Here is a 16503-nt window from a genome sequence, read left to right as displayed (position 1 = left end):
CGCCCGCCGGTGACCGGCCGGCCCCCTCTCGACTGCCGTGCCGCGTACGCCCGGTGCCCCACGGGCGACGTCGTGCGCTCGGCGGGCCGCTCCCAACCGGACGCCGGCACGGCCGGCGCCCGGCGACCGAGGAGGATCAGTGCGCAGATGGACCCGACGGACGCTCGCCGTCCTGGGCGTCGCGGCGGTGGCGCTCGCCGCCACAGTCACCGGCCAGGCGATGGCCCCGCGCCCCGCCCAGGCGCTGAACAACGGCGTCGCCCGTACCCCGCCGATGGGCTGGAACACCTGGAACACCTTCGGCTGCAACATCAACGAGACCCTCATCCGCCAGACCGCCGACGCGATCGTCAGCAACGGCCTGCGCGACCTCGGATACAAGTACGTCGTCGTGGACGACTGCTGGTTCGACCCGAACCGGGACGCGCAGGGCAACCTCCAGGCGCACCCGCAGCGGTTCCCCAGCGGGATGAAGTCGCTCGGTGACTACCTGCACGCCCGCGGCCTGCTGTTCGGCATCTACCAGGTGCCGCTGGACAAGACCTGCGCCCAGGTCGGCGGCGCGTTCCCCGGCGCCACCGGCAGCCTCAACCACGAGTACCAGGACGCCCGCCAGTTCGCCGCGTGGGGCGTGGACTACCTGAAGTACGACTGGTGCTCCTCCACCGGCACCATAAACGACCAGGTGGCGCGGTTCGGGATCATGCGCGACGCGCTGGCCGCCACCGGCCGGCCGATCGTCTACAGCATCAACCCCAACAGCTACCACGCCAAGACCGGGCCGCAGCGCAACTGGAGCGACGTGGCGAACCTGTGGCGGACCACCGAGGACATCACGAACGCGTGGAACACCGGCCAGACAAACGGCTACCCGATGGGCATCCAGAACATCGTCGACGTCACGGTGCCCCTGGCCGGGTACGCCGGCCCCGGCGGGTTCAACGACCCGGACATGCTCGAAGTCGGCCGGGGCGGGATGAACGACACCGAGATGCGCAGCCACTTCGCGCTCTGGTCGATCCTGGCCTCGCCGCTGATGATGGGCAACGACGTACGTTCGGCGAACGCGGCCACCCTCGCCATCCTGCGCAACGCGAACCTGGTCGCGATCAACCAGGACACGCTCGGCCGCCAGGCGGTCCAGGTCTCCTTCGACGGCACCCGCCGGGTGCTGGCCAAGCCGCTCGCAAACGGCGACGTCGCGGTGGCCCTGTTCAACCAGGGCGGCTCGACCACCACCGTCTCCACCACGGCGGCGGCGGTGGGCAAGAGCGGCAGCTCGTTCACGTTGCGCGACGCGTGGACCGACGCCACGTCCACCAGCACCGGGACGATCTCGGCGAGCGTGCCCGCGCACGGCACGGTGGTCTACCGGGTCAGCGGGGGCGGCACCACCACCCCGCCTCCGGTCCCGACCACGTTCCGGCTGCGCAGCGAGTCGTCCGGCCGGTGCCTCGACGTCGACAACGCCGGCACCGCCAACGGGACCGGAACGCTGATCTGGGACTGCCACACCAACGCCAACCAGCAGTTCACCGCCAACGGGCAGGCGTTGCAGGTGCTCGGCAAGTGCCTGGACGTGCCGACCAGCGCGACGGCCGGCACCCGGGTGCAGATCTGGGACTGCAACGGCGGCACCAACCAGCAGTGGACGTTCAACGGCAACGGCACGGTGAGCAACGTGCGCTTCCCGTCGCTGTGCCTGGACGTCGACAACGCGGGCACTGCGAACGGCACCCGGGTCATCCTCTGGACCTGCCACGGCAACACCAACCAACGGTGGAGCCGGGCGTGAGCGGCTACCGCCGGTGAACGGCGGCCGGCCGGACGAAGGGGCGAGCGTCCGGCCGGCCGTCACCGGGCGCCGGCGGCCCGGCGCTTGTTCCAGATGTCGAATGCCACCGCGACGAGCAGCACCAGGCCCTTCACCACCGACTGGACCGACTGGTCGATGCTCATGAGCTGCATCCCGTTGCTCATCACCGCCATGATCAGGCCACCCACCATGGCGCCGACCACGGTGCCGACGCCACCGGTGACCGCCGCGCCGCCGATGAACGCCGCGGCGATCGCGTCCAGCTCGAACATGTTCCCCGCCGCCGGCTGGGCCCCGTTGGAGCGGGACGAGTAGATCACGCCCGCCACCCCGGACAGGAAGCCCATGTTGACGAAGATCCAGAAGTTGACCCGCTTCACCCGTACGCCGGACAGCATCGCCGCCGGCAGGTTGCCGCCGATCGCGTACACCCGGCGGCCGAACACCGTCCGGCGGGTGAGCAGGCCGTAGACGAGCACGAGCACGGCGAGCACGATCAGCACGATCGGCAGGCCCCGGGCATGGGCGAGCTGCCAGGCGAACCACATGACCACGGCGCCGACCACCACGACCCGCAGGACGAACAGCGGGAACGACTCCACCGGCTGTTCGTGGCGCACCCGGGCGACCCGGGTGCGGAACACGCTCGCGGCGTACCCGACCACCGCGAACGCGCCGATGAACAGCGTGAACGCGTCGTAGCCCTGGCCGCCCAGCAGTCCGTTGAGGAACCCTGCGGCCACCCGCTGGTACTCCTCGGGGAACGGCGACAGCGAGATGTTGTCCAGCACGCGCAGCGTCAGGCCACGGAACAGGAGCATGCCGGCCAGGGTGACGATGAACGCCGGGATGCCGGCGTACGCGACCCAGAGGCCGTGCCACGCGCCGACCGCGACACCCACCGCGAGCGCGGCCAGGACGCCTACCCACCAGGGCAGGCCCTCGCGGATGACGAGCACCGCCGAGACCGCTCCGGTGAGCGCCACCACCGATCCCACCGACAGGTCGATGTGCCCGCCGATGATCACGATGACCATGCCGATCGCGAGCACCAGGATGTAGGAGTACTGCAGGACGATGTTCGTCAGGTTGCCGGGGCTCAGCGAGACGCCGTCGGTGAGGACCGCGAACAGCGCCACGATCACCACCAGGGCGATGTAGATGCCGCTCTGCCGCAGGTTGCCCAGGATCAGCGTGCGCGGGTCACTGGTGCCGGTGTGCAGGGTCGCCGCCGCGCCGGTGTCCGGGGTGGCGATCTTCGTGGCGGGGGGAGGCTTCGTGCTGGTCATCGGACGAGATCCCTGTCCTTGGTCATGAGTTCCATCAGGTTCTCCTGGGTGGCGTCGGCCACCGGCATCTCCCCGGTGATCCGTCCGGCCGCCAGGGTGTAGATGCGGTCGCACATGCCGAGCAGCTCGGGCAGTTCGGAGGAGATGAGCACGACGGCCTTGCCGTCGGCCACCAGCCGGTTGACGATCGTGTAGATCTCGAACTTGGCACCCACGTCGATGCCCCGGGTCGGCTCGTCGAGGATCAGCACGTCCGGGTCGGTGAACAGCCACTTCGCCAGCACGACCTTCTGCTGGTTGCCGCCGGAGAGCTTGCCCACCACCGACATCACCGTCGGCGCCTTGATGTTCATGTCGCGCCGCCCCCGCTCGGCGACCTGGATCTCCCGGTTGCCGTCGATCCAGCCACGGTGGGCCAGCTTGTCGAGCGCGGCGGCGGAGACGTTGCCCCGCACGTCGTCGATCAGGTTGAGGCCGTAGTGCTTGCGGTCCTCGGTGGCGTACGCGATGCCGTTGGCGATGGCCTCGGCCACCGTGCGCGCCCGCACCTCGCGGCCCTTGACGAACAGCTGGCCGCGGATGTCCCGGCCGTACGACCGGCCGAACACGCTCATCGCCAGCTCGGTGCGCCCGGCGCCCATCAGGCCGGCGATGCCGACCACCTCGCCGGCCCGCACGCGCAGCGAGGCCCGGTCGACGACCAGGCGGTCCTGGGTCGGGTGGCGCACCGACCAGTCCTCGATCCGCAGCACCTCCTCGCCGGGCGTCACGCTGCGGGTCGGGTAGAAGGCGGCCAGGTCGCGACCGACCATGCCGCGGATGATCCGGTCCTGGGTGACGGCGCCGTCGGACATGTCCAGCGTCTCGACGGTACGGCCGTCGCGGATCACAGTCGTCGAGTCGGCGACGGCGGTGATCTCGCCGAGCTTGTGCGAGATCATGATGCAGGTGATGCCCTGGTCGCGCAGCCGGCGCAGCAGGTCCAGCAGGTGCGCCGAGTCGACGTCGTTGAGCGCCGCGGTCGGCTCGTCGAGGATCAGCAGCCGGACCCGCTTGGACAGCGCCTTGGCGATCTCCACGAGTTGCTGCTTGCCGACACCGAGCTGGATGACCGGGGTGACCGGGTTCTCGTGCAGCCCGACCGACCGCAGCAACGCCGCGGCCTCCGCGTTCGTCCGGTGCCAGTCGATGAGCCCGCTGCGGCCGCGGCGCTCGTTGCCGAGGAAGATGTTCTCGGCGATCGACAGGTAGGGCACCAGCGCCAGTTCCTGGTGGATGATCACGATGCCGCGGGCCTCGCTGTCCTGGATCCCCCGGAACCCGACCGGCTCGCCGTCGAAGACGATCTGACCGTCGTAGCCGCCCGCCGGATGGACGCCGGACAGCACCTTCATCAGGGTGGACTTGCCGGCGCCGTTCTCACCGCAGATCGCGTGGATCTCGCCGCGCCGTACGGCGAGCGAGACGTCCTGGAGCGCGGTCACCCCGGGGAAGGTCTTCGTGATGCCACGCATCTCGAGGATGTGATCGCTCATGGGTATCCGTCCTGCTCGTGGTCGTGGTGTCCGGAGCGGGCGGGCCCGGGGCGCGGTGGCCGCCGGGCCCGTCGCCGCGGGTCAGCCGGCCCGGCCGGCGGCCACCTCCGCCTCGGTCAGGTAGCCCGAGTCGATGAGGACGGACTTGATGTCCTCCTTGTAGACGGTCTGCACCGGCAGCAGGAAGGCGGGCACGACCTTGACGCCGTTGTTGTACGCCTTGGTCTCGTTGGCCTTCGGCTCCTCCTTGCGCAGGAACGCCTCGGCGGCGATGACCGCCTGCTCGGCCAGCAGGCGGGTGTCCTTGAACACGGTGGAGCTCTGTACGCCGTCGTTGATGAGCTTGACCGAGGCGACCTCGGCGTCCTGGCCGGTCACCACCGGCATCTTCTTCGCGCCGCCGCGGTATCCGGCGTTCTGCAGCGCGGTGATGATGCCGCGGGACAGGCCGTCGAACGGCGACAGCACGCCGTCGACCTTGCTGCCGTCGTTGTAGCTGGAGGTGAGCAGGTCCTCCATCCGCTTCTGCGCGGTCTCCTGCTGCCAGCGCAGGATGGCGGCCTGTTCGATCTTGGTCTGCCCCGACTTGACCTTCAGCGTCCCGGCGTCGAAGTACGGCTTGAGCGTGTCCATCGCGCCGTTGAAGAAGAAGCCGGCGTTGTTGTCGTCGAGCGAGCCGGCGAACAGCTCCACGTTGAACGGGCCGGTCGCGGTGCCCTTGGCGCCGTCCTTGGTGAGCAGGCCGAGCCCGACCAGGAGCGCGTTGGCCTGCGCCACGCCGACCTTGTAGTTGTCGAAGCTGACGTAGAAGCTGACGTTGGGGCTGTTGCGGATGAGCCGGTCGTAGGAGATGACCGGGATCTTCGCCGCCGCGGCGGCCTGGAGCTGGCCGCTGAGGGCGGTGCCGTCGATCGGGGCGATGACCAGCACGTCCGCGCCCTTGGTGATCATCTGGTCGATCTGCTGCGACTGGGTGGGGATGTCGTCCCCGGCGTACTGGAGGTCGACCTTGTAGCCCTTCGCCTGCAGCTTCTCCTTCACCGAGTTGCCGTCGGCGATCCAGCGTTCCGAGGTCTGGGTCGGCATCGAGACGCCGATCGTCAGGTCGCCGGGCTTGGCCGAGCTGGTGTCTCCGCCGCCTCCCGCGCCCTCACCGCTGCAGGCGGTCAGGCTGATCACGAGCGCGGCACCGCTGAGTGCGGCCAGAAGTCGTCTGCGCACGAGCGTCCTCCCTGTCGTGGCGGTCCCTGTGACACAGGTAACCCTCACGGGGAGTGTTAACGCTCACAAGTTGCCCCGTCAACCAATCGCGCGAAATGCGCATGTCTCTTTCTCGTAACAGAGACGACGGTCCAGGTCGGACGGGACACGGGGTGGAGCACCGCGGGGGCGACGGCACGCCGCCCCCGCGGTGACCCGGTTCAGCTGGCGGAGCAGGTGGGCGTCATGCCCGATCCGCTGCCGTTGCCCTGGAAACCGAACTCGGTGCTCTGACCGGCGCCGAGCTGGCCGTTGTAGTCCACGTTCGTGAACCGCACCGTGCCGCTGTTCCCGCTGGCCGTCGCGCTCCAGGTGTTCGTGATGCTCGCGCCGCCCGGCAGCGTCATGCTGACCGTCCAGCCCCGGGTGCCCGACGAGCCCGCCGTCACCTTCACCGTCGCCACGAACCCGCCGGTCCACGAGTTCAGCGTCACCGACGCCGAACATCCGCCCTGACCCGGCGGCGGCGTGGTCGGGTTGTTCGGTGGCGGGGTGGTCGGGTTGTTCGGCGGCGGGGTGGTGGTCGGCGGCGGGTTGTTGGTGCCGGAGTTCAGCGCGTCGAGCACCGCGTTGTACGCCGCCTTCTTGTTGCCCCCGCAGTCGAACAGCAGCGCGTTGTCCGAGCCGCGCCACGAGTCGCAGTCGCGCACGCCCCACACGGTGATGCCGGCGCAGCGCGACACCGCCAGGCAGGCGCGGGTGACGGCGGCGTAGATGTTCGCCTGGTTACCGCCGGTCATCACGTCCAGCTCGGTGATCTGCACCTCGACGCCCAGGTCGGCGAAGCGCTGGAGGTTGGCTTGGTAGTCGCCGGGGATCGTGGTGCCCAGGTGCGACTGGAAGCCGACGCAGTCGATCGGCACGCCGCGCGACTTGAAGTCGCGGACCATGTTGTAGATGCCCGTCGACTTCGCGTTGATGCCGTCGGTGTTGTAGTCGTTGTAGCAGAGCTTCGCGCCCGGGTCGGCCGCGCGGGCCGCCCGGAACGCCGCCTCGATCCAGTCGTTGCCGGTGCGCTGGAGGTTCGAGTCACGGCGACCGCCGCTGCCGCCGTCGGCGAACGCCTCGTTCACCACGTCCCAGGCGTAGATCTGGCCCCGGAAGTGGGTCGCCACCTGGGTGACGTGGTTGATCGCCGCGTTGCGCAGCGCGGTGCCGGACAGGCCCTGCGCCCAGCTCGGCTGCTGCTGGTGCCAGAGCAGGGCGTGCCCGCGCACGCTCATCCCGTTGGCCCTGGCGTGGCTGACCAGCCGGTCACCGCCGGTGTAGGAGAACCGCCCCTGCTGGGGCTCGGTGGCGTCCCACTTCATCTCGTTCTCGGCCACCACGGAGTTGAACTCGCGGTTCAGCACGGTGGTGTACGTGTTGTCGGACAGCTTGCCGGTGGCGACCGCGGCACCGAAGTAGCGGCCCTTCTCGGCCGCCGCCGCGCGCAGCGTGGTGCCGGCGCTCGCGGACGGCGCCAGGGCCACCGCCATCCCGGCGGCGAGCGCGCCAGCCAGGATGCCGGTGGTCAGCAAGGCTCTCTTTCGTCTCATGCGGATTCCTCTTCCGGGGGTTACGCGATGGTGGTGGTGCGACGTCCCGACCCCGCGTCCGGTGGCGGTGTCGGGGTACGACCAGCGCGGCTCGCCCGGTGAGCCTTGCGGTGCTCATGCCCTGCCATCGACTGTGAGCGATAACATCTCCCGGCGTCAACCCCTGCCCTAGGGATAGACGTCCTCGTGCGCCTTGCGGTAGTCGGCGATCTCGTCCATCCGCCCGGCGGCCGCGTACCTCACCCAGGCCGGGTTGCCCAGCAGTGCGCGGCCGAGCGCGACCAGATCGAACTCCCCGTCCGCCAGCCGCGCGGCCAGCCCCGCCACCGACTCCGGTCCGGCCGGGCGCAGGAAGTCCCGCCGCAGCCCCACCGAGCCGACGGTGATCGCCGGCAGGCCGGTGAGGCGCTTGGCCCAGCCGGCCAGGTTCAGCGCCGAGCCGGCGAACGCCGGTTGCCAGAAGCGCCGTTGCGAGGCGTGCAGGACGTCCGCGCCGGCCTCGGCGAACGCGGTGAGGATCTGTGCCAGTTCGGCCGGGGTCTCGGCGATCCGCGCGTCGAACGCACGCTCCTTGAACTGGGAGAACCGCACGATCACCGGCCGGCCCCCCGGGACCCGCGCGCGTACCGCACGCACCACCGCCGCCGGGAACGCCGCCCGCCGGGCCGGTGAGCCACCGAACGCGTCGGTCCGGCGGTTCGTGTACGGCCAGAGGAACTCGTCCAGCAGGTAACCGTGCGCGGCGTGGATCTCGATCGCGTCGAACCCGGCCCGGACCGCCACCTCCGCCGCGTCCGCGTACGCCGCCAGCAGGGCGTCCGCGTCGGCGACGGTCATCGCGTGCGGCACCGGGCGGCCCGGCTCGCGTACTCCCGAGGGGGTCCAGGCCGGACGGCCGTCCACCGGTTCGCGGAGGCTGCCCAGATGCCACAGTTGCGCGGCGATCCGGCCGCCGGCGGCGTGCACCGCCTCGACCACGCCCCGCCAGCCGGCCTCGGCCGCGCCGGCGGTCATCCGGGGCACGGTGTCCTCGTGGCCGGCGCTGGGATGGTCGACGAGCACGCCCTCGGTGACGATCAGGCCGATGCCCGCCGCGGCTCGGCGCCCGTAGTAGTCGGCCATGTGCGCTGTCGGCACGCCACCCGGCGCGCGGTTACGGGTCATCGGCGCCATCACGAAGCGGGACGCCAACGGCAGTCCGGCGACGGTGACCGGCTCCAGCAGCGGCGCCAGCGGCGATGCGGTGTCCAGTGTCGCGTTCATGACCCGACGCTAGGAGTTGACACCGGTGTCAAGGGCAAGCGTTCAGGCGGCCGGTTCCCGGGTGTCCCCGGTCACCGTCATGTCGGCCACCACGTCGTCGAGCACCGCGACGGCGTGCGCGAGCCGCGCCATCTCCGCTGTCATCCGTGCCCGCTCCTCGCGCAGCCGGTCGGTGAGCCACGAGGTGCGGATCTCCGGATCGGTCACGCAGGGCAGCAGCTCGGCCATCCGGCGACTGCTGAGGCCGGCGTCGAACAGCCGCTGGATGAGCCGGACCCGCTCCACCGCCGGCTCGGCGAAGACCCGCTGCCCGCTCGGCGTCCGCAGGGCGGCGAGCAGGCCCTGCTGCTCGTAGTACCGGATGGACCGGGCGCTGACCCCGGTACGCGCCGACAGCTCCCCGATCCGCATCGCGCCTCCCCGCTCGCCGGACCTCCATCATCGAGCATGCCGCGCCGGTCAGGACAGCAGCTCGACGTAGCCGTCGGTGCCGTGCACGCGGATCCGCCCGCCGTCGGGGATCAGCCGGGTCGCGTCCGGCACCGCGACCACCGCGGGCAGGCCGTACTCGCGGGCGATCACCGCGCCGTGCGTCATCAGGCCGCCCACCTCCGTCACCAGGCCGGCGACGGCCACGAACAGCGGCGTCCAGCTCGGATCGGTGTACGCGGTGACGAGGATGTCGCCCGGCTCCAGGTCGGCACCGGCCAGGTCCGCCACGACCCGCGCCCGCCCCTCGACGACGCCGGCCGAGACCGCCAGCCCGGCCAGGGCGCCCGGCGGCACGTCGTCGCGCCGGTACGCGCCGTCGAGCGCCTCGCCCTCGGAGGTGAGCACCCGGGGCGGGGTGAGCGCCTGGTGCGCCCGGAACTCCTCCCGGCGCCGGCGGATCAGCCCGGCGTCCACCCGGCCGGTGGCCGCGACCGCGCGGAACTCGTCGAAGGTCAGGTAGAAGACGTCCTCGGGGTCGGCGAGCACGCCGGCTCGGGTCAGCCGGCCGGCCTCGGCCGTCAGCGCCTGCTTGTAGACGGCGTAGCGGCTCACGATGTCGTACTTCGGGTACTCGCGGTAGCCGGCGAACGTCCGTACCCGCTCGATCATGGCCTGTGCCTCGGCGGCCCTGCGGTCGCCGTCGGGCAGCGCGCGCAGGCGGTCGAGCACCTCCCGGGCCTTGGCCTCGGCCCGCTCCCGGCCGTGGGCGAAGCGGCGCGCGGCGGCGCCCGGGGCGAAGGTGCGGACGTTGTCCAGGATCAGCGGCACGAGCGTGGCGGGCCGCTCGCTCCACCGGGGCCGGCTGATGTCGATCTCCCCGACGCAGCGCATGCCGTACCGGTCGAGGTAGCCGGCGATGGCGTCGCGCGCCCGCGCGCCGCCCGGCAGCTTCGGCAGCTCGTCCAGGAAGTCGTCGCCTGCGGCGTCCCGCAGGAACGCCACCACCTCGGGGTACGCGCGGATCACGTCGGCCACGTCGAGCAGCGCCAGCCCCATCTCCGCGGTGACGTTGCCGGGTGCGGACAGCGTGAGCGTGTCGGTCGCGCCGCGCTCGCCGAGCCACTCCCCCAGCCTGTCGTCGAGCCACCAGGCGGCCTGCATTCCCGCCATGATCACCTGGCCGCTCAGCGGGTCGGTGAGCACCCGCTTGTGTTCGGCGAACGCGCCGGTCAGGAAGTCGAACAGCTCGGTTCCGGATCGGCCGCGGATGTCGCGGCGCAGGGCGGCGACGGACGCCCGGCTGCGCTCGACCAGCGTGGCGACGATCGCCGGGTCGGTGTCGATCGGGGGCGGCGGGCCGCCGGCCGGGCGGTCGGTCGGGGCCGGATCCGGCGCGGCCGGCAGGACGTCGCGGGCGAGGATCGTCTCCAGCGCGTCCCGGGTGAGCGGGTCGGCCCGGCCGATCATGTCCAGGAACGCGGCACGGCCTGCCCGGGTGGCCAGGTGCGGCGTGGCGTCGACGAACAGCCGGCCGCCCGCCTCGTGCATCGGCGCCATGGCGGTGAGCCGCCACATCGACAGGCCCAGCGGCGTCATCGCGTCGGTCATCATCTGCTGGTGGCCGACCGAGAGGTAGACGTGGAACCGCCCGTCAGCGGCGGCCGGCACCGGGTACAGCGTGGTGATCGGCCGGCTCTGGAGGATGTGGATGTCGTCCCCGGTCAGGGCCCACTCGATGTCCTGCGGGCAGCCGAAGCGCGCCTCGATCAGCCGGCCCAGCGCGGCCAGGCGTACCGCCTGGTCGTCGGTCAGCGCGGGCCGGGCCCGCCGCGCCGGATCGACCTCGGTCTCCCGGGTGCCGCCGCCGGGCGCCGCGTGCACCGCCCGGGACTTCGCGCCGATCGTCCTGGCCACCACCGCGCCGTCGCGCACCGTGAAGACGTCCGGGTTCACCAGGCCGGAGACCAGTGCCTCACCGAGACCGAAGCCGGCCTCCACCGAGACCACGGTCCGGTTTCCGGTGACCGGGTCGGCGGTGAACATGATCCCGGACGCGTCCGGAACGACCATCCGCTGCACCACCACCGCCATCTCCACGGCGCGGTCGTCGATGTCGTGCCGCCGCCGGTAGGTCACCGCCCGCTCGGTGAACAGCGAGGCCCAGCAGCGGCCGATGTGCCGCAGCACCTCGGCCGTGCCCACCACGTTCAGGTAGGTGTCCTGCTGGCCCGCGAACGAGGCGGCCGGCAGGTCCTCCGCCGTCGCGCTCGACCGCACGGCGTACGCGGCGTCCGCGCCGAGCCCGGCCAGCGCGGCGGTGACCGCCGCCGCGACCTCGCCGGGCAACGCGGTCCCCTCGACGACGCGGCGGACCTCGGCGGCGGCCGTCCGGATCGCCGCCGGGTCGTCCGCGTCCGCGCGGGCCAGCCGGTCCAGCGGGCCGGCGAGCGCCGGCGTCCGCGCCACGGCCAGCCGGAAGGCGCCGGTCGTGACGCAGAAACCACTGGGTACGCGGACCCCGTCGATCCGCGTCAACGCGCCCAGATGCGCGCCCTTGCCGCCGACCGCGGCGATGCGTGTCTCGTCCACCTCGCGCAGTTCCCACACGTACCGTCCGGCCATGCCGTGCCCCCGTTTCCGCAGCTCGATCCGCGTCGGGCGAGAATTCTGCGGCACCACCCGGGCCTTGCGGCAAGACCCGGGGTGCGATATATGTTGATAGTGGCGAGGAGATCTGTCTCCTTGCCATTCGTTTTGCGCTCCCCACGGACCCCCTGCCCTGACCCGCCGCCTGGTGAGTCAGATCTCCCCACCCCGGGTGGAGTGCCGAGGGCGCGACGGGGCAAGAATCGACCACGAGGCCGCGGGCACGCCGCGGACTGGACGAGCGGGACCGGACGGGGTGGGGGAGACTCGGGCGATGAGCGGCGCTGACACCGACCCGCGTACGCGTGCCGACGTCTTCGCCGTGGACGGTGAGATCGGGCCGGACCTGGCGCGGATCGACTGGTCGGCGCATCCCCTCGGGCCGCCGGACACCTGGCCGCAGAGCCTGCGGACCGCGGTGCGGATCCTGCTGTCCTCCCGGTTCCCGATGTGGATGGCCTGGGGGCCGCAGCTCAGCTTCTTCTGCAACGCCGCCTACCGGCGGGACACTCTGGGCCGCAAGTACCCGTGGGCGCTGGGGCTGCCGGCGAACGAGGTGTGGGCGGAGATCTGGGACGACATCGGCCCGCGCGTCGACACCGTGCTGCGCACCGGCGAGGCCACCTGGGACGAGGGCCTGCTGCTGTTCCTGGAGCGCGCCGGCTACCGGGAGGAGACGTACCACACGTTCTCCTACAGCCCGCTGCGGGACGACGACGGCGGCCTGGTCGGGATGCTCTGCGTGGTCAGCGAGGACACCGAGCGGGTCATCGGTGAGCGGCGGATGGCCACGCTGCGTGACCTCGGCTCGGACCCGAGCGTCATCCGCACCGAGCAGGAGACGCTGGCGTTCGTCAGCCGCCAGTTGGCCCGCAACCCGCAGGACCTGCCGTTCACGCTCACCTACCTGTACGACGACGACGGCGCCCGGCTGGTGGAGGCGACCGGGCTGACGCCGGGTCACCCGGCAGCGCCGGCCGTCCTGTCCCCCGGTGACCCGGCGGCGCCATGGCCGGCCGGCGCTCCGGCCGACGGCGAGTCGGTGCGGGTCGCGCTCGACGGCCCGGCCTTCACGGACCTTCCCGCGGGTGTCTGGGCCGCCGCGCCCACCGAGGCGCTCCTGGTCCCGCTACGGCAGCAGGGCGGGGCGCCGTACGGTTTCCTGGTCGCCGGGCTGAACCGCTACCGGGCGCTGGACGACGGATACCGCGGCTTCGTGGAGCTGACCGCCGGACACCTGGCCACCGGTATCGCCAGCGCGCGCAGCTACCAGGCGCAGCAGCGGCGGGCCGAGGAGCTCGCCGAGCTGGACCGCGCGAAGACCGCGTTCTTCTCCAACATCAGCCACGAGTTCCGCACCCCCCTCACATTGATCATGGGACCGCTGGACGAGCTGCGCGGCCGGTTGCCGGACGCCGACGAACAGGTCCGCGCCGAGCTGGACGTCATCCGCCGCAACGGGCTGCGTCTGGGCAAGCTGGTGAACAGCCTGCTCGACTTCTCCCGGATCGAGGCCGGGCGGATGCAGGCCCGCTACGAACCGGTGGACCTGGCCGCGGTGACCGCCGACCTGGCGAGCGTCTTCCGGTCGGCGATCGAACGGGGCGGTCTGTCCTTCGAGGTCGACTGCCCGCCGCTGCCCGAGCCGGTGCACCTGGACGTCGGCATGTGGGAGAAGGTGGTGCTCAACCTGCTCAGCAACGCGCTGAAGTTCACCTTCGACGGCGCCATCCGGGTGGAGCTGCGCGCCGAGGGCGACGCGGCAGTGCTGCGGATCTCCGACACCGGCATCGGCGTACCCGCCGACGAGATGCCGCGCCTGTTCGAGCGGTTCCACCGCATCGAGAACGCCCGTTCCCGCTCCGACGAGGGCAGCGGGATCGGCCTGGCCCTGGTCAAGGAACTGGTCACGCTGCACGGCGGCGACATCGACGCGCACAGCGCGGTGGGCAGCGGCACCACCTTCACGATCCGGCTGCCGTTCGGCGCCGCCCACCTGCCCGCCGACGCGCTCGCCCCGGCGGGCACCGGCCGGACGCCCGCGTCGGCCGAACCGTTCGTGCAGGAGGCACTGCGCTGGCTGCCCGCCGACCCGGGAGCCGCGCTCGGTGGCGACGATCCGGCCGGCGGGCCGGTCCAGCCGCTGCCCGGCGGGGCGCCGGCCCGCGTCCTGGTGGCCGACGACAACACCGACATGCGGGAGTACCTCACCCGGCTGCTGCGCTCGGCCGGGCACGAGGTGCAGGCCGTCGCCGACGGGCAGGCCGCGCTGGAGGCCGCCCGCGCGCACACCCCGGACCTGGTGGTCAGCGACGTGATGATGCCCCGGCTCGACGGCCTGCAACTGGTCGCCGCGCTGCGCGCCGACCAGCGTACGGCCGGCACCCCGGTGCTGCTGCTGTCCGCCCGCGCCGGTCAGGAGGCCTCGATCGAGGGGCTGGAGGCCGGCGCCGACGACTACCTGGTCAAGCCGTTCCCGGCCGCCGAGCTGCTGGCCCGTGTACGCGCCAACGTGGAGCTGGCCCGGCTGCGCAACCACCACGCCCGCTGGCGTACCGCGCTCGTCGACTCGTTACAGGAGGCGTTCTTCGTCTGCGACGAGGAGGGCGCGGTGATCGAGATCAACGCGGCGTTCACCGGCATCCTCGGCTACGACACCGACGGCCTGCCCTACCCGGCGGTGCACCCGTGGTGGCCGGACCGGGAGGCCGAGCCCGAGGCGCACCGCCAGGTGGCGGAGGCGTTCTCCACGCTCGTCGGGCAGACCCGTGGCACCTACACCGTGCCGGTCACCCATCGCGACGGGCACCGGATCTGGATCTCGGCCGCGTTCAACCAGGTCGACGACCCGGACGGCGGGCGCCGGATGATCGTCGGCACGTTCCGGGACGTCACCGCCGAGCACTACGCGGTGCAGCGGGAGACCGCCCTGGCCGGGCTGAGCATGCGGCTGTCGCAGGCCGAGGACCTCACCGACGCGCTGCACGGGGTGCTGGACGAGCTGCGCAAGCTGTGGCGGGCGGCGGGCGTGCTCACCGCCGTCTTCGGTGACCTGCCCGCCCCCGACGTGACCGCCACCGACCCGGCGGCACGGTGGGAGACGTTGCCGCACGAGCGCCGGCAGGCGTTGCTCGCGCTGCGGGACACGCCGCTGCTGACCCCGGTGGCGACACGTACGCACGGGGCCGGCATCGCCGTCGAACACCCGCACGGCACCATGGCGCTCTGGATCGACCTGGGCGAGAAGCGGCCCTTCACCGAGCAGGACCAGACCCTGCTGGCGCTGCTGGCCGGCCACATCGGCCAGGGACTGCACCGGGTGCACCAGATCGACCAGCAGCGGGAGACCGCGCTGGCCCTGCAGCGGGCGATCCTCGGCCCGGCGCAACTACCCGCCGGTTTCGCGGTGCGGTACTCCCCCGCCGCGATGCCGCTCAAGGTCGGCGGCGACTGGTACGACACAGTGGAACTCCCGGACGGGCGCATCGGCATCGTGGTCGGCGACTGCGTGGGACACGGCCTGCGGGCCGCGACGGTGATGGGGCAGTTGCGCAGCGCCTGCCGGGCGCTGCTGTTGCAGGACCCCAGCCCGGCCGGGACGCTCGTGGCCCTGGACCGGTTCGCCGCGCTGCTGCCGGGTGCGGCCTGCGCCACCGTCTTCTGCGGCGTCCTCGACCCGGCCACCGGCCTGCTGCGCTACTCCAGCGCCGGTCACCCGCCGGCCATCGTGGTCCGCGCCGACGGCACTCCCGAGCTCCTGCAGCACGGCCGGTCCCGGCCGCTGGCCGTACGCGCGGGCCAGGAACGGCCGGAGGCGGAGGCGACGGTGCCGCCGCGCGCCACCCTGATGCTCTACACCGACGGCCTGGTGGAGCGCCGCCGCCAGCCGATCACCACCGGCATCGCCCGCGCGACCGACGCGATCCAGCAGGGCCACCAGGCACCGGTCGAGACCCTGGCCACGGAGATCATGGACCGGCTCACCCCCGACGGCGGCTACCACGACGACGTGGCGCTGCTGCTCTACCGCCACCCCGGGCCGCTGGAACTCGAGTTCCCCGCCGAGTCGACGCGGCTGGCCGAGGTCCGCACCGCGCTGCGGGGCTGGCTGGACCGCTGCGGGCTCGCCCCGGCCCACGCCTACAACATCCTGGTGGCGGCCGGGGAGGCGTGCGCCAACGCGATCGAGCACGGGCACCGCGACGACCCGGGCGGCCGGATCCGGCTACGCGCCGCCGCCACCGCCGGCGGCCTGCGCCTGAGCGTCACCGACAGCGGGCACTGGCGGGACCGGGACCAGCCTCCCGACCCGCACCGCGGCCGGGGACTCGTGCTCATGCGCGCGCTGATGGACAGCATCAGCGTCACCCCCGGGGCCACCGGCACCACAGTCGACATGCAGGCGAGGATCACGCCATGAGCACGTCCCTGACTCTGACCACGAGCGACAGCCCCGACGGCGTACGCGTGCTGACCGCCGTCGGTGAGATCGACATGAGCAACGCGTCCACGTTCGCCGACGCGCTGGCCGAGGCCGTACGCCCCGACGGTGAACCCCTGGTGGTGGACCTCACCAAGGTGGAGTACCTGGACAGCGCCGGGCTGGCCGCGCTGTTCCCGCACGCCGACCGGATCGCGTTGATCGCCGGCCCGCTGCTGGAGCCGCTGCTGACCATCTCCGGGCTGGCCGACCTCACCACGGTCCGCGGCGCCTGACACCCGCA

At 72.2% G+C, this 16503-nt stretch carries 10 protein-coding genes; 3 read left to right on the top strand and 7 right to left on the bottom strand.

Going from position 1 to position 16503, the window contains the following annotated elements:
* Positions 1–139 precede the first annotated feature (139 nt).
* Entirely contained in the window at positions 140–1795 is a 1656-nt protein-coding gene (locus AB0D28_RS06685) for a ricin-type beta-trefoil lectin domain protein (RefSeq protein WP_357382976.1), read from the top strand.
* A gap of 59 nt (positions 1796–1854) precedes the next feature.
* Here the strand turns inward: AB0D28_RS06685 and mmsB are convergent, their stop codons facing one another.
* The 7 genes from mmsB to rph form a co-directional block, all read right to left on the bottom strand.
* Positions 1855–3105, bottom strand: a complete 1251-nt coding sequence (mmsB, locus tag AB0D28_RS06680) for a multiple monosaccharide ABC transporter permease (protein WP_357382974.1) — start codon at positions 3103–3105, stop codon at positions 1855–1857.
* Positions 3102–4640 carry a multiple monosaccharide ABC transporter ATP-binding protein gene (gene mmsA, locus AB0D28_RS06675; RefSeq protein WP_357382972.1) on the bottom strand — a complete coding sequence of 513 codons (1539 nt, stop codon included), beginning with the start codon at positions 4638–4640 and terminating at the stop codon, positions 3102–3104. The genes mmsB and mmsA overlap by 4 nt, the downstream gene beginning before the upstream one ends.
* Before the next feature lie 81 nt (positions 4641–4721).
* Positions 4722–5861, bottom strand: coding sequence for a multiple monosaccharide ABC transporter substrate-binding protein (gene chvE / locus AB0D28_RS06670; protein WP_357382970.1), 1140 nt, complete (start codon positions 5859–5861; stop codon positions 4722–4724).
* 200 nt (positions 5862–6061) lie between these two features.
* A complete protein-coding gene (locus AB0D28_RS06665) occupies positions 6062–7438 on the bottom strand; it encodes an endo-1,4-beta-xylanase (protein WP_357382968.1) in 1377 nt (458 codons plus the stop codon).
* Between the two features lie 168 nt (positions 7439–7606).
* On the bottom strand, positions 7607–8701 hold the full coding sequence (locus AB0D28_RS06660) for a 12-oxophytodienoate reductase (RefSeq protein ID WP_357382966.1): 1095 nt from the start codon (positions 8699–8701) through the stop codon (positions 7607–7609).
* Positions 8702–8743: 42 nt separating this feature from the next.
* Positions 8744–9112: a MerR family transcriptional regulator gene (locus tag AB0D28_RS06655; RefSeq protein ID WP_357382964.1), complete on the bottom strand. Its 369-nt coding sequence runs from the start codon at positions 9110–9112 to the stop codon at positions 8744–8746.
* Between the two features lie 48 nt (positions 9113–9160).
* On the bottom strand, positions 9161–11755 hold the full coding sequence (rph, locus tag AB0D28_RS06650) for a rifamycin-inactivating phosphotransferase (RefSeq protein ID WP_357382962.1): 2595 nt from the start codon (positions 11753–11755) through the stop codon (positions 9161–9163).
* A 298-nt stretch (positions 11756–12053) separates the two neighbouring features.
* Here rph and AB0D28_RS06645 point away from each other — a divergent pair, with 298 nt between their 5' ends.
* Both AB0D28_RS06645 and AB0D28_RS06640 read left to right on the top strand, forming a co-directional pair.
* Complete coding sequence (locus AB0D28_RS06645; RefSeq protein WP_357382960.1) at positions 12054–16199, top strand: SpoIIE family protein phosphatase; 4146 nt, start codon at positions 12054–12056, stop codon at positions 16197–16199.
* On the top strand, positions 16196–16495 hold the full coding sequence (locus tag AB0D28_RS06640; protein WP_357382958.1) for an STAS domain-containing protein: 300 nt from the start codon (positions 16196–16198) through the stop codon (positions 16493–16495). Before AB0D28_RS06645 ends, AB0D28_RS06640 begins: the two co-directional genes overlap by 4 nt.
* Positions 16496–16503 lie beyond the last annotated feature (8 nt).

This window comes from Micromonospora sp. NPDC048169 (genome assembly GCF_040652815.1).
Lineage (GTDB): Bacteria > Actinomycetota > Actinomycetes > Mycobacteriales > Micromonosporaceae > Micromonospora.
The sequence above is the reverse complement of the archived record's forward strand: the minus strand, read 5'-3'. Positions and strand labels throughout refer to the sequence as shown.

Coding starts and splice junctions, on each gene's coding strand:
- mmsB (WP_357382974.1), bottom strand. CDS start 3,105: ATGACCAGCACGAAGCCTCCCCCCGCCACGAAGATCGCCACCCCGGAC.
- mmsA (WP_357382972.1), bottom strand. CDS start 4,640: ATGAGCGATCACATCCTCGAGATGCGTGGCATCACGAAGACCTTCCCC.
- AB0D28_RS06665 (WP_357382968.1), bottom strand. CDS start 7,438: ATGAGACGAAAGAGAGCCTTGCTGACCACCGGCATCCTGGCTGGCGCG.
- AB0D28_RS06660 (WP_357382966.1), bottom strand. CDS start 8,701: ATGAACGCGACACTGGACACCGCATCGCCGCTGGCGCCGCTGCTGGAG.
- AB0D28_RS06655 (WP_357382964.1), bottom strand. CDS start 9,112: ATGCGGATCGGGGAGCTGTCGGCGCGTACCGGGGTCAGCGCCCGGTCC.
- rph (WP_357382962.1), bottom strand. CDS start 11,755: ATGGCCGGACGGTACGTGTGGGAACTGCGCGAGGTGGACGAGACACGC.
- AB0D28_RS06645 (WP_357382960.1), top strand. CDS start 12,054: ATGAGCGGCGCTGACACCGACCCGCGTACGCGTGCCGACGTCTTCGCC.
- AB0D28_RS06640 (WP_357382958.1), top strand. CDS start 16,196: ATGAGCACGTCCCTGACTCTGACCACGAGCGACAGCCCCGACGGCGTA.